This is a genomic window from Enterocloster sp. 210928-DFI.2.20, from assembly GCF_020554465.1.
Taxonomy (GTDB): domain Bacteria; phylum Bacillota; class Clostridia; order Lachnospirales; family Lachnospiraceae; genus Enterocloster; species Enterocloster bolteae.
In genome coordinates this window covers 46,259-67,735 of the sequence record NZ_JAJCHK010000023.1, presented here as the reverse complement: position 1 = coordinate 67,735, position 21,477 = coordinate 46,259, and the positions used below count along the sequence as shown (strand labels likewise).

The window sequence follows — 21,477 nt, the reverse complement described above, 5'->3', positions numbered from 1 at the left end:
CTCTTCGGGTTGGGCTATTCGTTAAAATAGTCAGCAGGGGAAGAGGGGCTCGAACCCCCATCTACGGTTTTGGAGACCGCTGCTCTACCATTGAACTATTCCCCTTTTTGTTTGGCGCATTTCTGAACCTCAATTAGAATACCACAGGTTTGAGAAAGTGTCAACTGTTTTTTCAAAAAAGTATTTTTCCTGTCCTAATGGTCCGGCCCGGGTCGGGAGGGAACTCCTCTTTACAGACATCGGACCCTCCCTTCCCATCCCAATTCCCATCCCAACCCAGGCTCTTTTACATGATTCCAATGGCCTCCCGCACATTGGATACCCCAATCAAACGTATGCCCTCCACAGGCTTCATCTTATCCGCGCATACGCTCGGCAGCACACAGGCGGTAAAGCCCAGCTTGGCAGCCTCATTCACACGCTGGCTGGCCTGGGATACGGCCCTGACCTCTCCTGACAAGCCCACCTCCCCGAATATGAGCATTTTCGGATCCACGGGCCGGTCTTTGTAGCTGGACATAAGGGCCATGATAATGGCCAGATCCAGGGCTGGCTCGTTCATCTTCATGCCTCCCGCTATATTCACATAGGCATCCAGCCGCGACATCTCATAGCGGCAGCGCTTCTCCAGCACTGCCATCAGCAGGTTCACACGGTTGTAATCCGTACCGGCCGCCGTCCGCCTGGGCATACCGAAATTCGTTTCCGTCACCAGGGCCTGTACCTCTAAAAGGATGGGCCTGGTGCCCTCAAAGGAACAGGATACCACTGCGCCCGAGGCTTCCTCCGGCCGGCCGTCCAGCATGTATTCAGAGGGATTCTCCACCTCTGCCAGCCCCTGTTCCTGCATCTCAAATACACCTATCTCATTGGTAGATCCAAACCGGTTTTTCACACTGCGCAGAATGCGGTAGGACGCATTCCTGTCTCCCTCAAAATAGAGTACCGTATCCACCATATGTTCCAGTACCCTGGGGCCTGCCACCACGCCTTCCTTTGTCACATGCCCCACCACAAAAATGGCGATTCCCCGGCTCTTTGCTATCTGCATCAGGATTCCTGTGGACTCCCTTACCTGGCTGACGCTTCCGGGAGCAGAGGATATCTCCTCCCTGTACATGGTCTGTATGGAGTCAATGACTGCAATCTGGGGATTCTCAGTGTCAATGGCCCTCTCAATATGCTCCAGGCTTGTCTCACACAGGAATTTTAATTCCCCGGTTACCGGACCGATACGGTTTGCCCTCATCTTAATCTGTTTTAAGGATTCCTCCCCTGATATGTACAGAACCCGCTGGCCTGCGCCCGCCAGATTCCGGCATACCTGAAGCAAAAGGGTGGATTTTCCGATACCCGGGTCTCCCCCCACCAGCACCAGGGAGCCGGCCACGATTCCGTCTCCCAGCACCCGGTCCAGTTCTCCAAAGCCAGTGGATATACGGTCCTGCTCCTCTATGTCAATCTCTGACAGAAGAGATGGTCTGGCTGCCGGAACCGGGGATTTCTGGCTCCCCGAAGCCAGGCGCCCTAACCCGCCCTGGCTGCCTGACGGTTTTGATACCGGTTCCTCCACCATGGAATTCCAGGCCTTGCAGGCAGGACACTGCCCCATCCATTTGGATGATTCATATCCGCATTCCTTACAGAAAAATGCGGTGGTTCTCGCTTTTGCCATGATAGCCTCCTCATATTTATGGAATCAATATTTAAAAAACTTGACAGAAAAAGGCTGGAATCGCTTCCAGCCTGTATGATACTTAAGTTTTATGCTCTCTTTACAGCCTTAACCTGAACCGATACCCCTTCTTCCAGTTCCACGCTTACGCTGAGCTTGCCGCTCATGTTAGTCTTCATGCTGCCTACGGCTGCACCGTCAACGTAAACCTCGTAATCCGTATCGTTCTCAAGCTGTATGGTAATCTGTGCATCCCTGCTGCCTTCCACCGCGAATTCCACGTCCTCATCCGTAACCTTGAAATGCTCTGCAGCTGTTCCGGGTACAGATTCATAAACAAACATGTCATTGCGCTCCAGTTTGGTAATCTCGTTGTAGGTCTTGACCTTGTACATGTCTCCCTGATATTCGAAATCGGACTTCTTAGCCTTCTGTCCTAACTTGTAATTGCCAAAACTAATGGTGCCATCCTGCTCTATGCAGATTAACTCTTCAATGACCGGCATCTTCTTATCCTCCTGCTAATTGTGCTTAAGTATAACCTCTTCATAAAAATTATACAACAATCACCGAGAAATAACTAGTGAAAATATTCTTAATTTGTATAAACTGCTACAGATGCTGTTAAGCCTTGGGCGCCGGGGTCTCCTTCTTCTTACCGGAGACGCGTCCGGCCCTGCTTTTGCTCCCCGCCGCCTTGCTCTTATCCTCAGAACCTTCCCCGGCTGAGGCTGGTTTGGCGGCTGGTTTGTTGGCTGGTTTGGCGGCCGCCTTTGGCCTGGCTGTCTTTGCTTTCACGCTAAAGGTAAGCTTTTCCCCGTCAAATCCCACTTCCACCAGGGATCCGGCTTTGATGCGGCCATCCAGCATCTCCTCAGCCATCCGGTCCTCCACCAGGTTCTGGATGGTGCGCCTCAGAGGCCTTGCCCCGTATTTATCGTCATATCCCTTATCAATCAGGTGCTCTCTGGCGCTGTCCGTTACCTCAAGCCCTATGCCCAGCTGTTCCTTGCAGCGTTTGCCGATGGTGCCCAGCATGATATCCGCGATTCCCTTTATATGCTCCCTTGTCAGCTGATGGAACACGATAATCTCGTCAATACGGTTTAGGAACTCAGGCTTAAAGAGGCGTTTCACCTCATCCATAACACGGTCCTTCATGAAATTATAATCTGCCTTGGCATCGCTTACCATGCCGAATCCCAGGCGTTTGGGTGAAATGATATTCTCCGCCCCTGCATTGGAAGTCATGATGATAATGGTATTCTTAAAGTCTATCTTGCGTCCCTGGGCATCTGTGATATGACCGTCGTCCAAAACCTGCAGCAAAATGTTGAACACATCCGGATGGGCCTTTTCTATCTCGTCAAAAAGAATGACACAGTAGGGATTGCGGCGGACTTTTTCGCTGAGCTGACCGCCCTCGTCATATCCCACATATCCTGGCGGTGAGCCTATCATCTTGGACACGCTGTGCTTCTCCATATATTCGGACATATCCACGCGAATCAGGGCATTTTCCGTACCGAACATGGCCTCTGACAATGCCTTTGACAGCTCCGTCTTTCCCACGCCTGTGGGGCCCAGGAACAGGAAGGAGCCAATGGGGCGTTTGGGGTCCTTAAGGCCCACCCTGCCTCTGCGGATGGCCTTTGAAATGGCTGTTACCGCCTCCTCCTGTCCCACCACCCTCTGGTGCAGGATGCCTTCCAGGTTCCTCAGACGCTCTGATTCCTCCTCAGCCAGCTTCCTGACCGGAATCCTGGTCCAGCCGGACACCACGTCCGCGATTTCATTGTCGCTGACAATAAGCTTTTTGCTCTCCTTGTCCTTCTGCCACTTTTCCATGGTCTGGGCTATCTTTTCCCGTATCTTTTCCTGTTTCTTCTTTATCTCTCCGGCCTTCTCGTAGGCTTCCCTCTTGATGGCCTCCTCCTTGGCTTCCTCCAGACCATCAATCTCAGCCTCGTAATCCTTAATCTTAGCTGGCTTCGTGTAGTTCTGGAGACGTACCTTGGAAGCGGCCTCGTCAATGAGGTCGATAGCCTTATCCGGCAGGAACCTGTCGTTAATATAACGGCTGGACAGCTTCACCGCTGCCTCCAGTGCATGGTCTGTTATCTCTACTTTGTGATGCTCCTCATAACGGCTTCTGAGCCCCTTAAGTATGGCTACGGACTCATCCTCTGTAGGCTCATCCACGGTTACCGGCTGGAAACGGCGTTCCAGGGCAGAATCCTTCTCTATATACTTGCGGTACTCATTGATGGTAGTGGCTCCAATGAGCTGAATCTCACCTCTGGCCAGGGACGGTTTTAATATATTGGATGCATCCAGTGCGCCCTCGGCCCCGCCTGCTCCGATGATGGTGTGTATTTCATCAATAAACAGCAGCACATCGCCGGATTCCACCACTTCGGAGATGACCTTTTTAATACGCTCCTCGAATTCTCCCCTGTATTTGGATCCTGCCACCATACCGGACAGGTCCAAAGTCACTACCCTTTTGTCTGCTATGGTTTCAGGCACATTGCCGGACGCAATCATCTGGGCCAGTCCCTCTACCACGGCTGTTTTGCCCACGCCGGGTTCGCCAATCAGACACGGATTGTTCTTAGTACGGCGGCTCAGTATCTGTATCACGCGCTGGATCTCCTGCTCTCTTCCTATGACAGGGTCCAGTTTTCCCGCTGTGGCCAGCTGGGTCAGGTTCCTGCTGTAGCTGTCCAGGGTAGGTGTGGCATTGCCCCGCTTTCCGGCCCTGGCTCCCTGAAGGTCATCCTTGGCGGCAGGAGCGTCCTCACCCATGGCTGCCAGCAGGTCGATGTAGAGCTTCTGTATATTGACCCCGATGGTGTTGAGAAGACGGCTGGCCACGCAGTCCCCTTCCCTCAGCATGGCAATCAAAATGTGCTCTGTTCCTATCTGGGCTGCCTTAAAACGGACAGCCTCCCTGTAGCTGTTCTCTATGACCCGGCGGGCCCTGGGGGTATAGGCCGTCCTGTCCGCGGTCTGTACCGTTGGGTTGGGGGCAATGAGCTGGCTAACCAGTTCAATGACGCGGTCTTCCTCCACCCCGTTTTCCTCCAGTACCTTGGCCGCCACTCCGGTCCCTTCCTGCAGCAGGCCAATGAGCAGATGCTCTGTTCCCACGTAACCATGGTTCAGTGTCTCCGCCACACCCACTGCCAGCCCAAGCGCTTCCTGGGCCTGCGGTGTATATCGTTCCATCATAATGTCATGTCCTCCTTGCAAGTGTGTTAAATCCGGCTCTGCCCATGGCTGAGCTAGATTATCTCAGGCAGGTTCTGCCTTATATAAGCTGCCCTCACAGCGTCCAGCTCATCCTTATCCAAAGGCCGTTTGGCCCAAAGATTTAAGTTGGCCGGCTTAATTCCTATAATCAGGCTGTAAAGGGAGCATTCCTCATTAAATTTCATCAGTCCATCCTCTTCCCCTGCCATGAGCTGGGAAATGAATATCCTGGCATCCTTCTCCGTTATCTTCCTGGCGTACTTTAAGACACCGTAGGACTTATATGCCTCATCCTCCCGCTCCAGGCGCTGGGTATTAAGGGTAGCGCTCCTGACCCGCATTTCCTGGTTGTTGAGCTGGGCCGCTGCCTTTGTAACCAATTCCACGATCTCCTTTTCGGACTGTCCCAGGGTCCGCTGGTTGGATACCTCATAAAGGCTTCCATAGTTGTCGCTTCCTTCTCCGTACAGGCCGCGGATAGCAGTCCCGAACCGGCTCATATCCGCCACAATGCTCTGGAACTTGCGCACCTGGGATAGGGTGGGCAGGTGAAGCACCGCGCAGGCACGCAGTCCTGTACCCACATTGGTGGGGAAGGAGGTGAGATACCCGTACTTTTCGTCAAAAGCATAGGAAAACCGTTCATTAACATAATCATCCAGAACATCCGCCTTCTGCCACAGCTCATCCAGTTTGAGTCCGGGGGACAGTATCTGCATGCGGATGTGATCATCTCCGCCCAGGACAATACTGCCCGACTCATCAGCTGACAGCAGCAGTCCAGACGGCTCCTTCCTGCTGACACAGGCCATGTTAAGGATTCTGCGCTCCCTGAGAGCCATCTTCTCCAGCTCCTGCATCTGGTTCAGCTGGCTGTAGCTTAAATCCCGGCCATCCTGGTCCTTAAGTCCTTTAAGTCCCTCCCTGAGGCGTTCCACCATCTCGCCGCACTGGGCAGCGGTCATCCTGGAGGGAAACACATATTCATCCCAGTTCCTGGCCAGACGGACGCGGCTGTATATCACGTTGGAGTTTTTGCTGTCTATTTCCTCAAACCATTTACTCATGGATTCCAGCCTCCTTTTTCAGTTCTTTAATCTGGTCCCGGTAACTGGCCGCCAGTTCATAATCCTCCTGGCGCACTGCCTCCTTTAGCTTGGAGTCTAACTCCCTAATCTGCTTTCTGACCACAGCGGTCTGGGAATCCTGGGAACCGGCCTCTGCCAGACAGTCTGTGTTCTCTTTTGTTTCCTCCCCAGAGCCCCCTGAGGCCTCCGGGTGCTCCTTTTCAAATGTACTTCTGTATTTGGGATGCTTGCCCTTATGGCTCTCGCTTCCCTGAAGCTGCTTCATCTTATCTTTGATAAACAAATCAAATACGCCATAACAGTCAGCGCATCCGAACCGGCTGTTCTCCACAAAATCCTCGAAGCTGGTGCCGCAGGTGGGGCAGACTACATTTCCCCTCACATCGGTCTCCTCCTCGTCATCCTCCAGACCCAGAAGGCCGGAAAGAAGCTTCCCCAGTGGAAACTCCCCATCCAGGAGGGCGGAGTACTGGCCGAAATCCATCTCCTTCGCACAGTGAGAGCAAAGGTTATGTTCCGTTTTTACGCCATTGATTATCTCAGTGTATTTGATCGTGGCTTCCCGGATTTTACATCTTTCACATAACATACGAATCCTCCATTGACATCCAGAAACGTACCCGTGCTTTCTGCACATCACGGTTCTGGCCTTATTACAGAACATGTCTGAATATACAGGCGGACAGCCGCCGCTCATGTTCCGGCAGTTTCTAACCTTCCCCGGTCCCCTGGCCGTCATTTGTCCCCATACACCCGCGGGTGTATTTATCATAAATCTCATCCACCAGATGATGGATTTCATCACGGCTTATATTCTTACAGATACCCCAGGCCAGTACCACATCCAGGTCTCCCCGCATGTCGTCAATGGCCTGAATCTTATCCACGTCCAGGCTGACTACAGCGCCCTTGCGCCGATCCAGCTTTACAAACCCTTCCTGGCGAAGCACAGAATATGCCTTATTAACTGTATGCATGTTGATGCCGATATAATCAGCCATTTGACGGACAGAGGGCAGAGTGTCCCCCTCCCGTATCATGTCCGTGGCAATCCCCATGATAATCTGGTTGCGCAGCTGTATATAGATTGCTTCATCACTGTTGAAATCAATCTTCAAGAACATAAAACCACCATCTTTCGTTTTGTGTAACAAGGAAAGTTATATTTGTTCTACAAGCAATATAACACTTGTTAGTATTATCATAGCAAGGGAACATGATTTCGTCAAGCGGAAATCTGTGACATTTCCCCCTCCCTTGTAACCTCCCGCCCCCTTTGCCCAAAAGCCAATTCCAAAAATCAGCGTTAAAGACAAGCGCTAAAAAAAGAGCGCCGCCTGACGCTCCTTTCTTAATCCTGGGATGTTTTTCAATGAATCTGCCCGGAAAACCTTTTTTAATTTTTAAAGGAGTTTACGGATGGGCTTTAGAAAAACTCCTGGCCCGAAACCTCCGCAGATACCGCCTTCAGCGCCCTGTCAATATAATTTCTGCGCATTTTAAGCTGTTCCTCCATAGGCAGGTCAATATCACTGCATGGATTATTAATCGCGATTCCCGGAATAACTCTGGAGCTTCCAATGCTCCTTGCCACAGCCGTCATGTTGGTGATAAGTGCTGTTGGTATGCCGGACTTCTCCATTTCATTAACCATCGTTGCACCGCAACGCGTACAGCTTCCTCATGTGGCAACCAGGATAGCTGCCTGGATGCCGTCCATTTTAAGCTGCTCCACGATTTCACGGCCCATTTTCCTGGCCTCCTTTAAAATCGTAAGATTGCCGGTTGTCACGTAGTAGTAATCATCCAGCTTTCCGATTTTCCCCTCCCTCTCCGCTTCTTTTAATGCCGTAAGTGGTACCAGTACCTCCGGATCTTCATTTACGTTATTTGTGCTGAAGCCGCCGTGGACACTGTAGAACTCATTTTTCTTAAATGCTTCCAATCTCCTGATGTCATACCGCTTCCAGACAGAGGCTGAACCGGAAGGAATCCTGTCCGGATTTCCTACAGGCACCAGGCTTCCCGTGGTGATGACTGCGATTTTTGCTCTTCCTGCATCCACAGGGGCTGCCGGAACAACCGTGTCCTCCTGTTCAATGGGAAACTCTGTCTTAAAAGGCTGGCCCTGTAGTTTTGACAGCATCATCCTTACCGCCCTGTCAGCGGGCGCCTCCTCGCTCTTGACGCTGACCCTTACGCCGTGGGGAAAATAGCCTTCCGCCTCAGCCCAAAGGATTTCTTCTCCTGACAGCACCTTGGCTGCCAATCCTGCCATTGCCGACGCGTCCTGACGCATTCTGACCGCGCTTTTGCTGCCGCGCATGATATAGACATCCGGTGTTTTTGCATAGGCGGCCACGCCTGGATTTTCCTCATTCATGCTGGTAATGGCTGTCACATGATATTTTTCCGTTATGTATTTGCAGATTTCACCGCAGCTCATACCGTAGCGCCCTGACTGGAACGCGGGTCCGGCCAGGAACAGGTCAAATTCGATTCCCTCCAGAAACTGATCCATTCTTTCAATTGCCTCGTCTCTGTGGCCGGTCATGAAGTTATCGCCGCATATGATGGTGTGTGTTATCTCTGCATCCTTTAAACAGGACAAAATCACATTTCCCGGACCCACCGGTCCCTCCTCAACGGAAGGCTCATAGCCGGCCTTGTCCTCGCCTCCTATGCCGCCGAAAAACTGGTTTATATACATGACTATTCGTTTCACTGCTAGTCCCTCCTTAATATTCTTTTACAGCCCGTTTCAGCTGTGCCGCCGGATTGCCGCCGCATGCCAGCGCATATGTATTGATAATGACGGAATGGTCCGGTCTCAGGCTCGGCCCCAGGGTTGTATGGGTGGACCAGGCGCCGTAGTAATAATCCCTGACCAGGGACTCATCGTCACCTATAACCTTATCCATGGGCGGTAGCTCAATGATGGTTGAGGTCTCCCCCACGGACACGATTGCGTCGGCTTTTGGGTCTGTATACACCTTCCCGATATGCTCATCCATGATTCCCACGGTTTTAATGCCTTTGTCCTCCAGATGGCTTAACAGATAAAAGGTATCCACATCAACATTGCTTCCGCCGCCCCACTCCTGCACAAAGGCTCCGTCTAATTTCAGGCATTCCGCTATCTGTGCAGCGCTGATGGCATTGCGCAGTTTCATGCTGTCCGACACATCGGCAGGTGACAGGATAACCCCCGCAAAATCAATGGTCTTTCCATGTTCCTGGCAGAGCCGCTTAATCATGGGATGGTTCTGGGCATCATATGTGGTAAGGGCCTGCCCGGCCAGCCCCATGCCTCCCAGCAGGAATCCGTCCAGAATCTCCTGGGGATGGACCAGCAGCGGCATCATATTATTGCAGTCCCGGCCCAGAAACAAATCATTGATGCCCTTTGCCAGCTGGCTGATTACCGTCATCACGTAACCCACCCTGGGAAGCTTCTTTTCCTGCGCCTGCTGTGAGCCTTCATCCAGGTCATAGCACTCCCACCGGTCCGGTTCCCTGCCGGCCAGCGTCTTTCCCAGATACTCTGCCATATAATGGGCAGATATGCGGAACTCGTCCTCCTCTCTCAGCGTATAATCCAGTTCCTTCTCATTCGTCCTTTCCGCAAAAATCACAAGGTTTGTGGTGGTGGAATGATAGCTGTAATCTGCTCCGGGACCGCTCATGTCCAGTATGCCGTCCCCCATGCTGCTGTAACGGCCGCAGACCAGCACGGCAATTCCCTTCATGGCATGAAGCGTCCCCTCCCCGCAGCTTGTGACAGGTCCCGTATATCCGGGAAAAAGGGCCCTTCCGTCCGGCCTGAATCTCGGCTCCACCGCACCCTTCACAGGGCAGATTCTCACACTGTCTCCGGGATGGACGATGTGAAGTTCAATGTTTTTAAGCTTCCCCAGAGGGTTGATGGCCTTTGTTGCCTCCTCCCTGTTCACAGTGAGGATCCCGCCTTCATAAGCTGTCTTTTCTCCAAAGACAATATCCCTGACGAGAAAATTTCCAATTTCCAGTTTTTTCACAATATTGCACCTCTCTTATCTTTGCTTCATTGATTATTTGCTGCCGGCAGCAATTGCCGCCTGAATTTTATTTTTACTGCACCCCGGCTCAAAGAACACATCCAGATGTTCCTCCTCCATCCTTGGCGTACAGAGGGAGACCAGTACCATAAGCAGGAACGACACCGCCGTACCCGGGACAAAGGAATGCACCACGCTGGTAAGTCCTGCAAAATACCAGATAATAGAGACAGCAGACCCTCCGATAATACCCGCCATGCATCCCTGTCTTGTTGCCCTTTTCCAGTAGAGCCCCAAAACCAGCGGAGCCGTAAAGGCGGCTCCCATAACGCCTGCAGACATGGTTGACAGTGACCAGATAAAATCAGGCGGATAAATGGAGCCGATTACCACCACCACAAGAATGATGCCCGTGGCAATCCTGGATATTCTGACGGATTTACCGGAATCCTGCTTTGCATTGCTCCTGGCGCAGTAATAATCTTCGTAAATATCCTTGGTCACTGCGCCGGAAGATGTCAGTACCAGGGCCACTGTGGTGGAAAGACCGGCGGCCAGTATCCCGCAGAGAAATATCCCTGACACAACTGCATTGGTATGTTCTGCCACCAGGGTGGGAACAATGGCGTCCACATTGTCAAAGGGCACTGCCCTAAAAAGCTTAAATGCCGCGGCGCCAATCATGGCAATGGAAACCATGAATATAATTTCCCATACAACCGCAACCCTTATCACGGTTCCCACGGTTCTGGAATCCCTCAGCCCCATGAACTTTGTCACAAGCTGGGGCTGTCCAAACGCAATCAGCGCCCAAACTCCTGCCCAGCTGAACAGCTGCGCGAATGTCAGTCCTGAAGACGGCTGTATATGCGAGGGGGATACCGAACCCATGTACGTCACAGCCGCTGTCACCCCGCCGCTTTTTGTGATGACGATTACCGCCACCAGAAGGCAGGATACTGCAATGGTGATTCCCTGAATGATATCCGTGGTGGAAACACCCCAGTATCCGGCGGTTACCAGGTAGCAGAAGGATACCACGGCAATGACCACCACTCCCATGGCATAAGGAATCCCCACAATGGCATGCATGGCGTCTGCAATGCCCTTCATGGCTGAGATTGCATACGGCACCATCATAACCGACACAAGGGTTCCGCACAGCAGCCTGAACTGGTTGGACTTATACCGGATAGCCAGGAAACCTGAGAGGGACACGACATTTAATCTCTCTGAAAGCGCCCGCATCTTCGGTGCAAACACAATAAAGATCAGGATACAGCAGAAAAAAACGCTTATCATAATCTCAAACGCAGCATATCCAAGGCCGTAGTTATAATACATGGGCGGGTCCCCGATGATTGCGACCGTGCTGACATAGGCAGCCCCGTAAGAAAGAGCTGTCGCCACAGGCCCTACCTGTCTTCCCCCAATCCAGAAATCATCTGATGATTTTACTTTCCGGCTCATATAAAGACCGACGCCAATTAATATCCCCATATATATGACGGCCATGATAATCTGAAGCCAACCTATTTTCATGAAATCCTCCTCTCCAAAAACAATGTCATGTTCTCTTTTTGGTCATTCCTCCTCATCATCTGTCTGGTTAAATGACCAGTAGTAATCTGATTTCTTCTTCCACCATTTAGAGCGGAGAATCAATTCAGTTATGAGAGGACATCCGATTACAGCAGATGCAAACATAAGAAACGTCCCCCAGGGCAGTCCCAACGGTCCCATAGTCAACCTCCTTTCCATGAAAAAAAATATCTATAGACAAATTGTGCTATCGAATTTATCTATAGATATTTTACAATTATTATGTTTTTGTATATATGGAAAAAAATACATTTAAAAAGCCCAAAAAAAGTCTTTTTTACATCCACTTCAGGAAGTCGTTTGAATCATATATGGGCATCTGTTCGAGGATGACCAGGGAGACGTATAATTTAACATAGGCATACAAATCGTTGACATCCACGTGGAAAAATTCCTTTAATTTTTCAATCTTCTGGTAAACCGTATTCTTATGCATAAAGAGCGCCTCTGCCGTTCTTTTCACACTTCCACCGGAATAGATATAGATTCGCAGGAAGTTCATGTAATCACTCCCATACTTCTTATCATACTCAAAAATCTTATACACGCTGGGATGGCACAGGCTTTCCATGGTAAATTCTCCGCAGTTCACACTGGTTTTCACAAGATACGTCACAATGCTGTCCGCAAACGCGTAATAATGTACTCCGTTTAACGTGTTAAACAGCACCCTGATTGCCTCCACCGACTGCTTATATCCAATGGAAATATTCACAATATTAAAAAATCCGTAGCTCAACCCCGCATAAAAATTCCGTTCCACCAGAAAATCCTCTATTCCCAGCTGGGTCCTGGAATCATACTCCTCCGCACAAGTGCCTGTCAGCAGACACACGTAGTAATTTTCGTGGCTGAACACCCTGGCGTTCAGTCTCTTTGACAGTTCCCCCACGTCGTTGACCTTTGTCTTGCCCAGGCTCACATCAATCAGCAGCACATAATATTTTTCCTTTTCCACCCATCCTGCTTTTAACAGCTCATTGAGCATCAGTTCCGGCTGGGCGGGAATTCTTCGGATCATCCCCTCCAACAGCTCGTCCAGCCGCGAGATTGGCTGTACGATGCCATTGTTGGTAAATGTATAGCACTGCAGGATATTACAGATTTTCTTTAGAAAAATGGGATCCGTCACCCGGTCAAACCTGGTATTCCTTTCGGCCAGCACACAATACCGCTTTTTCCCTCTGGGATTGGTATAATGGACAATCATCAATGGATACGGGATTTCATCGGAACACTCCTGATAACATATATTCAAATGCTGTCCCTTTTTAGACACTGCCTTAAAATCAATGCTGGCAATCCACAAAAATTCATCTTCCCCATCAAACCCATTCCATACCAGCGGTTTATAATCCTCCCGCAGCAGGATACACGGATTATCCATGACCCCCGAAATCATGTCTGTCTCCGATGAGCGGAATGCGGTTAACTTGTCCTGCATCTTAATGAGCAGGGACTCCTTGCGGTTATAATTCAGAAGTATCTTCTGCAGCACCTCATAAAGATCTGTTTCCCCCGCAATGACACAGGTATTTTTAGGCGGGCGGGGATGGGTAAGGGACGGCTGAACATACAGCATCCCCTCCAAATAAGAATAAGAGCCGTTCTGTACCTGGACCCCATATACCTGCCCTTCCATGGGGCCGGTATATTTGTACTGATTTTGTCTGGTATCCAACACTTCCAATAGAATTCTGATGTCCATAAATCCCCTCTCCTGTTCGTAACCCAATCGTTGTGCAGCTAAATAAGATTTATTTTCATTCCTATAATCCCTAATATAAAAGCCACAGAAAATGCGATTGAATGAATAACCAACGTTGAACTGTTTTTAGAAAATACTGGAATATTACTTAAGATGGCATAGCCTGCAATCCATTGCCCGTATGCTGTATTGAGGTTAAACCCAGGCAAATCTTTCCTCACCACTTGAAGAACTGCCATTAAAGCAATTAAACTAAAAACCACCGGTGAACCTCCTATACTCTGGCTATTTGGATAAAGCATTGAAAAAATCATATTTGTTAAGGAACCTGTCACCAATGAAAAAATCATTAATTTGATTTCATTTATTTTCCCATCTAAGAAATACAAAACCCAGTATAATGCTGCTGCATTAATAATTAAATGAAAACAATTCACATGCACTAATAAACCGGTAAAAAATCGGTAATATTGGTTTTCGATGATATTGGTTCCTTTGTTTGATAATAAGTGAAAGCAATCTGCTTTAAAAGATGCAAGATATATTGTCCCCCACATAATAATCCATACATTTCTTGTGTACATCTTTGCACCTCCGCAAAATCCAATCTGCTGGTCTGCACCTGTTCCGGCTTCTGCGCCAAAGGCAGCCCAGGGCAGCGTCTAATTTACTCCATTATATAATATTTCAAAACAAAAATATAGCAATGCATATTTATTCTCATATGCATTGCTATATTATTAAATAACCGGTTCTTTTCCTTTCTTTTTCGCCGTGGCATAGGCAAAGGCCATGGTTCCCAATATCGGCACAAGCATGACAATAATACTTCCTCCGTCCGCCGGGATGGCGCTTAAAAAGCCTTTTTTATAAAGAAGCAGTACTCCAAGTGCTGTCAGGATGGAAAAGGCGCCGCTTTTTTCATTTCCAGACAAAAATTGGGCAAAGATACACCCGAACAGCGCCGGGAGCAGAAGGCTCAGTCCATTGGATACAGACGCCGGAAGCCGGCTTAATGCAGCCTGCCCCGCAAAGACCGCTACAGCCAGTATACCAATGCTGACAAAGCATGTTATGGAGATGGCAATGGTGGAAATCAGCGAACCTTTTTGGGTCCCCGGGTCCACCCCGGCTGCTTTCTGGGCTGTTATGGCGCAGGGCATACGCATATTGGATGCATTTCCCGCCAGTGAGCAGAGAAGCATGCCTGTGACGCCCTGTACCGGGAAATAAGCCACCGGCTCCGATATCCACCACGGAAGGTTAATCAGCAGCCAGGCAAAAGTGCCCTTTACGATAGCCGGCCAATCCGGCGTGACCCCCCATCCAATCCAGGTATATAAAAATGGAGCAAAGAAAAATAATGTGCTTGCCAATAATACAAACCGTCCAACCCTCACAATTGAGGGCAGATATTCTTTATTATATACATCCTCCATCTTTTGGTTTTCCGCCTTTTCGTTTTTCATCCTTCCCTCCTCCGCTCTATACGAATAATCCCAAACACATACCGGCAGCCATGGAAATTAACAGTCCCCATTCCAGAAGCCATTTTTTCCTTGTCCTTTTCTGTATGGCCTGCAGCAGAAGCATTACCGCGAATCCCCCCGCCAGCGCCACTGTGGACGCATCCATTTTCAGTATGTAAGGGGCATCCACATATGCGTAGCAGCCCAGAATCGCTGCAGTTGAAATAATAGTTGCCACGGTTGCGTCCTTACCGCTGATTTTCCGGATCACCTTATCCATCTTAGTACAGAGAAGGGCCGGGATAACAAGATATCCGATACAGCCGAATGCCATCAGGAATACGGTTGTCTGAAATATACCTGGCGTCAATGTGGCTGCGCTTGCAGTTGTCCCAAACGCATCTGCCGCAATTCCCACAGACTGCAGTTCATACCCCACATTTCCCACAACCGAAAGCCGCAGCAGGGCTGTGGGCGCCCCTACCATAATCAGCAGGGATATCATGCCCACTGCAATGACTACGGAAGGAGCCACCGCAGATATGCCTGCCGTCTTAACCGTTATGCTGATTTGTTCCTTTGTAACCCCAATACTTTTAGCCACCTTGATGCTTTTAACCAGAAAATAGGCAGCCATACCTAATACCAGTGCAATGGACATAAGTGTAATCATCCATAACATAGGGCTGTTGACAAGTTGCTGAATTTCCCTTGGCATGTGAAAACCCTCCTCCAGAAGTAATAAAAAATCTATAAATATAGGAATATTATAGTTTTTTTGAATGAATACAACAATGTAAAAAAGTCCATTATTTTCTCTTATATTTGTGAAACAGTTCACGTTGACATAATCTTTTTCACATGCAATACTTATTGTAGCAATTTAGTTCCATAGCCCCTTTAAATCCATATGGCAATTGAAATACATATAGCAATTGAAATACATATATTACGCAATATATTATAAGCAAAGAGAGGATAATCATATGAAAAACCAATTATTGTGGGAACAGCTTCGTGCGCCGGAGCTGAAAAAGCTTGCTGAAAAGAATGCTGTGGTGATGATACCAATGGGGGCTGTTGAACAGCACGGCCCCCATCTTCCCGTGGCTACAGACACCATACTGGCCCAGTGGATTGCTGAGCGCGCGGCAAAAGAGATGTGGGATAAAGGGATTCCTGTTGTGATTGCTCCTGCCTTTGTCATTGCCAATTCCATGCACCACATGCATTTTTCCGGAAGTCTCAGTCTTACACCGGGAACCTTTATACAGGTTCTAAAGGAGCAGTGCAGGGCAATCGCGGTCCAGGGGTTCTGGAAAATTGCCATTATAAACGGACACGGCGGAAATACCGCGCCTATTGATGTGGCATTAATTGATATTAACCAGGAGCTGGGATTCCCTGTATACAACGTTCCATATACGGCTGGGGTTGATGAATCGCCTTTCCTGGACAAACAGAACTATATGATTCATTCCGGAGAGGTTGAGACTTCCCTGATACTGTCCTATGATGAATCATTGGTGGATACCAGCTACACTAACCTGAGCGGGAATCCTGGTGGATGCAGCGATTACGAGGGCTGCGGCGCCCTCTCCACCTTCCATTACATGGAAAGCCACACTGAAAACGGAATTATGGGAGAAAGCTGTGCTGCCTCCAAAGAAAAGGGGATTGCCCTGGCGGACGCTTACTGCAAACGCCTTGTGGAAGTACTCTCCGACGAAAGACTATGGAGTGTCCCTGTATGATGGGTTCTGATTTCAGATAAGCAGAAAATAAGAATATTTCGGTTCCTGGGCCGGGCAGCCTCCGGCTGCCGGCCTTTTCCGGTGACAGGAACCGGATTGGCCGTGATAAGGCACAGGCAGCCATTGACCAGGCAATGCTCTGCGGCATCAATAAAATCACCGGCAAAATTCAATATCCAGCACATCGTCAAAGCTGATTTTCGTATTTACCACCTGAAGGACCCGGCTGCTGATATTGAACCGGGCAACCATCCCGGTCACCTTCAGGTATTCGTCTTTATGAAAATAAACCACACCGATTATCATTCCCGGCTCAATCTGCTGCATTTTCCGGTTCAGTTCTTCAGACATGTCCTCTGTCAGAATGATTTTGGGCACCACTACCCGCTCTTTTTCCGCCAGTGCTTCCGGCAGTCCCTTAAGGGCTGCAAACGGAAGGAATTGTTTTGCCCTGTCCTGAACAGACATCTTTGCCCTTGGTCTACCTGCCATCTCTCTTCCCTCCGGCTTTGTGTTCTGCGCCTTCACGCTCTTTGCCGCACTCTTTGCTTTTGTTCCCGCCATCCTTATAAATCCCGCTTTTATGGCCTCCAATCTGCTGGTTCCGTTCCTGCATGGTGGACGTCTCCTGCAGATTTATCCCTTTAAGGATTGCATTCTTCCCAAACTTCTTCTTTATATCCAGCATGGCTGTCTGCAGTTTACGGTTCCGTTCCAGCTCCTGCACATCGGTAAACATGCTGTATTGCCTGTACTCCTCCTCAATCACGTGGTTTACTGAAATGTTAAGCCGGTGTATGGCCAGATTAGGATTGGCAATACGCTCAAACAGGGCGGACACTGCGGGAACCAGAATGATATCTGCATTTGTCTCCGCGTCCAGGGACGCTGTTCCTCTGGAGGACTCAACTGCCAGCTGCCTGGAATAGCCCACCTGTAAGGTCACTGAATCCGACACCAGGTTCTTTTCCACCATCTCCAGACACAGCAAATCCATCATTTCCTTCACAATCAGCTTTGCATCTTCAAAGCTGTAATCGCATCCCAGGACCTGTCCGCTGGTGAGGCAGTTTGTTCTGGCCTTATAGGACTTGATAGCCGCAATGGTGGCGGTCTCCCTCCCCCATGCATGGTCGATCAGCAGCTCCGCATCCACGCCAAACAGTTTATACAAAAAGTCTTCATCAGTCCTGGCAATGTCCCCCGCCGTATGAATCCCATACTTTTCCAGCTTTGCGGCAATACCCCTTCCAATGCGCCAGAAATCTGTCAGCGGCTTGTGGTCCCAGAGAGTTCTTTGAAAGGTTTCCTCGTCCAGCTCTCCGATAAAATCCGGGGAATGCTTGGCCGTTATATCCAGGGCAATCTTGGCCAGGTAGAGGTTGGTGCCAACCCCGCAGGTGGCCCGAATACCATATTCCCGAAAAATATCAGCCATAATGGTCTGCCCCAGCTCCCTGGCCGTCATATGGTAAAGGGGCAGGTAATTGGTTACATCCATAAAACACTCATCAATGGAATACACATGAATATCTTCCTTTGAGATATATTTCAGATATATGCCGTAAATTCCGGCTGCATAATCAATATAAAGCTGCATACGGGGCTGTGCCATGATGTAATCCACACTCTTTGGAATCTCAAAGACGCGGCATCGGTTATGGATTCCCAGTCTCTTCATGGCAGGGGAAATAGACAGGCAGATGGTCTTTTCCGTCCGCTCCGGGTCCGCCACCACCAATCTGGCTGTCATGGTGTCCAGCCCCCGTTCCACACATTCCACAGAGGCGTAAAAGGACTTTAAATCTATGACGATATAGATCCGCTGTTCCACGATTATACTCCCTTTCCCCAGGATGTCCATTCCTGTTTTTTGTTTCTTTTCTTAAATTTGTTATTCTGTTTATTCTATTATTGCAATCCACTCTCCTTTATTATACTGCCTTCATCTGTAAACCGCAACATTTTATTCGAACATTTGTTCTTTTTGCTTTTGTCCTTTTTCTCTGATATTTTTTTGTATTATCTATATCTGCACCATGTCTCTCCTTCCCCCTTCGAAAGGAGATTCTTCTTCCACACATCTGCGGATGTAAACTCAGTAAGTGACATCCGATAATCCTATTGCTTCATCCAGATTGCCGTACATATAAAAAACGGGCTTCTGCTTATTGGCAGAAGCCCCGGCTATCCGTACCCTTTGCAGATCTCCCTGAAACACATCTCATCTGCTTTTCAAATATTTAATGCAGCATGCTATAATTAAAACCAGAGCAATAAACCTCAAAATATGAAATGTGCTGGCGAAAAAAGTAACTAAATACATCTTATACATATGTCCTCCCGGATAATCAATGAAAGCTTTCTTCTGTTTTCAGTTTCGACGACCTTACATCTATATTATACCGCTGAATGAACCATTCCCCCAGCAATGCCTCCACCAGGTGAAACCAGATATGACCGAACACGGATAGCACTGCAGGAACCAGTAAGAATGCTTCAATTTCTCCCAAAATTATCTCCCACCTCATTTCGTTGCAAAATGCGTCTTAAAGAATTCAGTAAAAGCAGCCAGTTCTTCATCCTGCGACACATACACATAGAGTTTTTCATCCTCCAGCCAATCGTAGGCATTGATGCCAATATAACTCTTTCTGTCGGGATAAATGATAAAGGCATCCGTGGGGTACTTATTCCGGTATGCTTTCAGGATTTCCGACCGGCGGTAATAGGTTGGATCACCACATCCGGAAAGATCAGGGACTGTTGGAACAACTACAATCGTCTGGTTTACCTCATTCCAGCCAACAAGAAGATTTCCTATTTTCGATTTGCTGCCATGAACAAACCCATAATTAAAACGGCTTACATCTTCGGTAAAGCCAAAGATCAATCGGTAATCGTCCCCATTTTCTACAGCCTGATTAAACAAAGCACGCATTTTTTTTGCATTTGCATTGCTTTTTACCATATCAATTTCAGGTCCTTTAAAAAGCTTACCAAAAATTCCCATTATTGCTTCCTCCTGTAATTAAATATTTATTATATTAAGCTGAAACCAATTATGGCCACAGCCGTTTATTATGTGAATTCCCCTATTTACCCACGGGAAATAGCGGATGTGTCATACCAAATGCGAGGAAATAAGCAGATGCAGGTGCCTTATCTTTTTATAAGATTGGTTTACATTTTAGCTTTTCAAGATAATCCACAAGCGCCTCCATTTGAAACTCCGCAGTCCCATCAGAAGCCTCGGAAACCAGTAATGGTAAATTTTCTGGGAGAGCCCGGCATGTAATCACGATTAATAACGTCAGATTGAGCACTAATTTAAGCTGTTCTGTGTCGGCTTCAATCTCAAAACTATTTAATATTGCATGTAAAAGGCTTAATTGCTTATCTCTGAACACCTTATAACTATCCCTGGATAAACGCTTGAAGATCAGGCGCTGCTCATCCATCGTCAAGACAGCGATCCCATATTTTTCACCATGACATAGAGAGTGGAGAAACTTTTTCACCTTATCCCTCCAGCTTATGGCTGGATCGTTCATCAGTTTCCGGGCATATTCAATGAGTTGGGGCTGCTGCAGATAAAGGGCCTCCACAATCAGCTCCTCTTTATTCGGAAAAAAAGAGTAAAAGAAAGTGCGTGATATACCCACCTTCTTATAGATCTGCTCCACCGTGGTGTGCTGTATTCCCTGCTTTGTCATCAAATCCAGCCCCACAGCAATTAATGCCTCTCTGATTTGTACCCGTTCTTTTTCAGAATAACCGACTTTAGGCATCGTTTCCCCTCTTTTAAATAAAAACATTTTTTATTTTTGTCTTTATTTTATCACAGGGAATCGGATCCTACAAGAGTGAATATATTAAAACAGCGTTCAAACCTGATACTGAAAATCTTCCGTCTTGTTATCACCGCTATCATCTTTTTCTGCATAAAAATATTGCCATAATAAAATATTTTTGCATTTGACAGATACATCCCCAAATATTAGAATTAGGTATATAAGTCAAAGGCTCCATATAAAAGGTAAGACAATTCCATTACGGGAGACAGAACGACCGTAAAAATTCATCTAAGAAACTATGCACCAGCGCCGGCGATGACATATATGAAATGTTACAGGAATTTCCTGAAAAATAAAATGGATTCATCAATTCGGCTTTAGGAGTAAAAAAAATGAAATATTTTGGCCGCGGATTAAGTGAACAGCACAAAGAATTAAGCAGCATCATCCGAAAGACTTCGGAGACCGAACGCTCAAAAGACCTGTTTCTGCAAATACATGCAAAGCTGCATTCTTCTGTGGCATCCGGTACAGACAAAAACGAGGTGGATAATCTTTTATGTGATTTGAAACAGAACGAATATGCCATCATGCCGACAGGAAAAGATGAAACTATTGCGTGGGGTTTGTGGCATATCGCCAGAATCGAAGATTTGACCATGAACATCCTGGTCGCCCGGAAAGAACAGGTGTTCAACCAGGACTGGAAAGAACGGCTGAATGCCCGGATTACAGATACCGGAAATGCACTCTCTGACGATGAGATTATAGACTTTAGCAGAAATGTCAATACAGAGCAATTGATTTGTTACAGAAATGCCGTGGCGCAAACGACAAGGGACATAATCCTCAGCTTAAGTGCCGCTGATTTAAAGCGCCAGATCCGGCAGGATGATATAGAGAAAATCCTGTCCGTTGGCGGAGTTACACAACAGGAAACCTCCATATGGCTGCTTGATTTCTGGGAAAAAAAGGATGTGGCGGGCATACTGCTTATGCCGCCTACCCGCCATGTAATGCTCCACCTGAATGATTGTTGTAAATGGAAAGAAGCTATCCGGACTAAGAAAAAGTTTTTCAGAAGCTGACGGG

At 48.3% G+C, this 21,477-nt stretch carries 21 protein-coding genes and 1 tRNA gene; 2 read left to right on the top strand and 20 right to left on the bottom strand.

From position 1 onward, the window contains the following. Nucleotides 1-34 precede the first annotated feature (34 nt). The 15 genes from LI015_RS19015 to LI015_RS18945 form a co-directional block, all read right to left on the bottom strand. A tRNA-Trp gene (locus LI015_RS19015) sits at nucleotides 35-105 on the bottom strand. A gap of 181 nt (nucleotides 106-286) precedes the next feature. Then, the gene (gene radA, locus LI015_RS19010; RefSeq protein WP_002573498.1) at nucleotides 287-1,675 is read right to left on the bottom strand and encodes a DNA repair protein RadA; all 1,389 of its coding nucleotides are present in this window, start codon (nucleotides 1,673-1,675) and stop codon (nucleotides 287-289) included. 89 nt (nucleotides 1,676-1,764) lie between these two features. After that, nucleotides 1,765-2,181 carry a hypothetical protein gene (locus LI015_RS19005; RefSeq protein ID WP_002567200.1) on the bottom strand — a complete coding sequence of 139 codons (417 nt, stop codon included), beginning with the start codon at nucleotides 2,179-2,181 and terminating at the stop codon, nucleotides 1,765-1,767. Nucleotides 2,182-2,299: 118 nt separating this feature from the next. Beyond that, nucleotides 2,300-4,909 carry an ATP-dependent Clp protease ATP-binding subunit gene (locus tag LI015_RS19000; protein ID WP_227126031.1) on the bottom strand — a complete coding sequence of 870 codons (2,610 nt, stop codon included), beginning with the start codon at nucleotides 4,907-4,909 and terminating at the stop codon, nucleotides 2,300-2,302. 53 nt (nucleotides 4,910-4,962) lie between these two features. After that, on the bottom strand, nucleotides 4,963-5,997 hold the full coding sequence (locus LI015_RS18995) for an ATP--guanido phosphotransferase (RefSeq protein ID WP_227126029.1): 1,035 nt from the start codon (nucleotides 5,995-5,997) through the stop codon (nucleotides 4,963-4,965). Further along, nucleotides 5,990-6,607, bottom strand: coding sequence for a UvrB/UvrC motif-containing protein (locus LI015_RS18990; RefSeq protein ID WP_002567197.1), 618 nt, complete (start codon nucleotides 6,605-6,607; stop codon nucleotides 5,990-5,992). Before LI015_RS18990 ends, LI015_RS18995 begins: the two co-directional genes overlap by 8 nt. 121 nt (nucleotides 6,608-6,728) lie before the next feature. Beyond that, nucleotides 6,729-7,142, bottom strand: coding sequence for a GntR family transcriptional regulator (locus tag LI015_RS18985; RefSeq protein ID WP_002567196.1), 414 nt, complete (start codon nucleotides 7,140-7,142; stop codon nucleotides 6,729-6,731). Between the two features lie 302 nt (nucleotides 7,143-7,444). Next, a complete protein-coding gene (locus tag LI015_RS18980) occupies nucleotides 7,445-8,728 on the bottom strand; it encodes a glycine/betaine/sarcosine/D-proline family reductase selenoprotein B (RefSeq protein ID WP_227126049.1) in 1,284 nt (427 codons plus the stop codon). Nucleotides 8,729-8,756: 28 nt separating this feature from the next. After that, nucleotides 8,757-10,055 carry a glycine/sarcosine/betaine reductase component B subunit gene (locus tag LI015_RS18975; protein WP_227126027.1) on the bottom strand — a complete coding sequence of 433 codons (1,299 nt, stop codon included), beginning with the start codon at nucleotides 10,053-10,055 and terminating at the stop codon, nucleotides 8,757-8,759. Between the two features lie 33 nt (nucleotides 10,056-10,088). Then, complete coding sequence (locus tag LI015_RS18970; RefSeq protein ID WP_002567193.1) at nucleotides 10,089-11,597, bottom strand: sodium/proline symporter; 1,509 nt, start codon at nucleotides 11,595-11,597, stop codon at nucleotides 10,089-10,091. Between the two features lie 42 nt (nucleotides 11,598-11,639). Next, nucleotides 11,640-11,798, bottom strand: coding sequence for a hypothetical protein (locus LI015_RS18965; RefSeq protein WP_002567192.1), 159 nt, complete (start codon nucleotides 11,796-11,798; stop codon nucleotides 11,640-11,642). Between the two features lie 136 nt (nucleotides 11,799-11,934). Continuing rightward, nucleotides 11,935-13,365 (bottom strand): PucR family transcriptional regulator, encoded by a 1,431-nt coding sequence (locus LI015_RS18960; protein WP_002567191.1) that lies wholly within the window; start codon nucleotides 13,363-13,365, stop codon nucleotides 11,935-11,937. A 38-nt stretch (nucleotides 13,366-13,403) separates the two neighbouring features. Further along, nucleotides 13,404-13,949, bottom strand: a complete 546-nt coding sequence (locus tag LI015_RS18955) for a rhomboid family intramembrane serine protease (RefSeq protein ID WP_002591579.1) — start codon at nucleotides 13,947-13,949, stop codon at nucleotides 13,404-13,406. Nucleotides 13,950-14,105: 156 nt separating this feature from the next. Further along, nucleotides 14,106-14,834, bottom strand: a complete 729-nt coding sequence (locus tag LI015_RS18950; RefSeq protein ID WP_195631582.1) for a hypothetical protein — start codon at nucleotides 14,832-14,834, stop codon at nucleotides 14,106-14,108. Between the two features lie 16 nt (nucleotides 14,835-14,850). Next, nucleotides 14,851-15,552, bottom strand: a complete 702-nt coding sequence (locus tag LI015_RS18945; RefSeq protein WP_227126025.1) for a DUF5058 family protein — start codon at nucleotides 15,550-15,552, stop codon at nucleotides 14,851-14,853. A gap of 268 nt (nucleotides 15,553-15,820) precedes the next feature. On the opposite strand from LI015_RS18945, the gene LI015_RS18940 reads away from it, so the two are divergent. Then, nucleotides 15,821-16,588, top strand: coding sequence for a creatininase family protein (locus LI015_RS18940; protein ID WP_227126023.1), 768 nt, complete (start codon nucleotides 15,821-15,823; stop codon nucleotides 16,586-16,588). Nucleotides 16,589-16,744: 156 nt separating this feature from the next. On the opposite strand, the gene LI015_RS18935 is transcribed toward LI015_RS18940, so the two are convergent. From LI015_RS18935 to LI015_RS18915, 5 genes are all read right to left on the bottom strand, one after another. Continuing rightward, entirely contained in the window at nucleotides 16,745-17,080 is a 336-nt protein-coding gene (locus LI015_RS18935; RefSeq protein ID WP_002567187.1) for a YolD-like family protein, read from the bottom strand. Next, nucleotides 17,070-18,452 (bottom strand): Y-family DNA polymerase, encoded by a 1,383-nt coding sequence (locus LI015_RS18930; protein ID WP_227126021.1) that lies wholly within the window; start codon nucleotides 18,450-18,452, stop codon nucleotides 17,070-17,072. Before LI015_RS18930 ends, LI015_RS18935 begins: the two co-directional genes overlap by 11 nt. A gap of 487 nt (nucleotides 18,453-18,939) precedes the next feature. Beyond that, complete coding sequence (locus LI015_RS18925; RefSeq protein ID WP_227126019.1) at nucleotides 18,940-19,101, bottom strand: hypothetical protein; 162 nt, start codon at nucleotides 19,099-19,101, stop codon at nucleotides 18,940-18,942. A 14-nt stretch (nucleotides 19,102-19,115) separates the two neighbouring features. Then, nucleotides 19,116-19,601, bottom strand: a complete 486-nt coding sequence (locus LI015_RS18920) for a hypothetical protein (protein WP_002567183.1) — start codon at nucleotides 19,599-19,601, stop codon at nucleotides 19,116-19,118. Between the two features lie 157 nt (nucleotides 19,602-19,758). Continuing rightward, nucleotides 19,759-20,379, bottom strand: coding sequence for a TetR/AcrR family transcriptional regulator (locus LI015_RS18915; protein WP_227126017.1), 621 nt, complete (start codon nucleotides 20,377-20,379; stop codon nucleotides 19,759-19,761). A gap of 398 nt (nucleotides 20,380-20,777) precedes the next feature. Between LI015_RS18915 and LI015_RS18910 the strand changes: the two genes are divergently transcribed. Beyond that, nucleotides 20,778-21,473 (top strand): DinB family protein, encoded by a 696-nt coding sequence (locus LI015_RS18910; protein WP_227126015.1) that lies wholly within the window; start codon nucleotides 20,778-20,780, stop codon nucleotides 21,471-21,473. Nucleotides 21,474-21,477 lie beyond the last annotated feature (4 nt).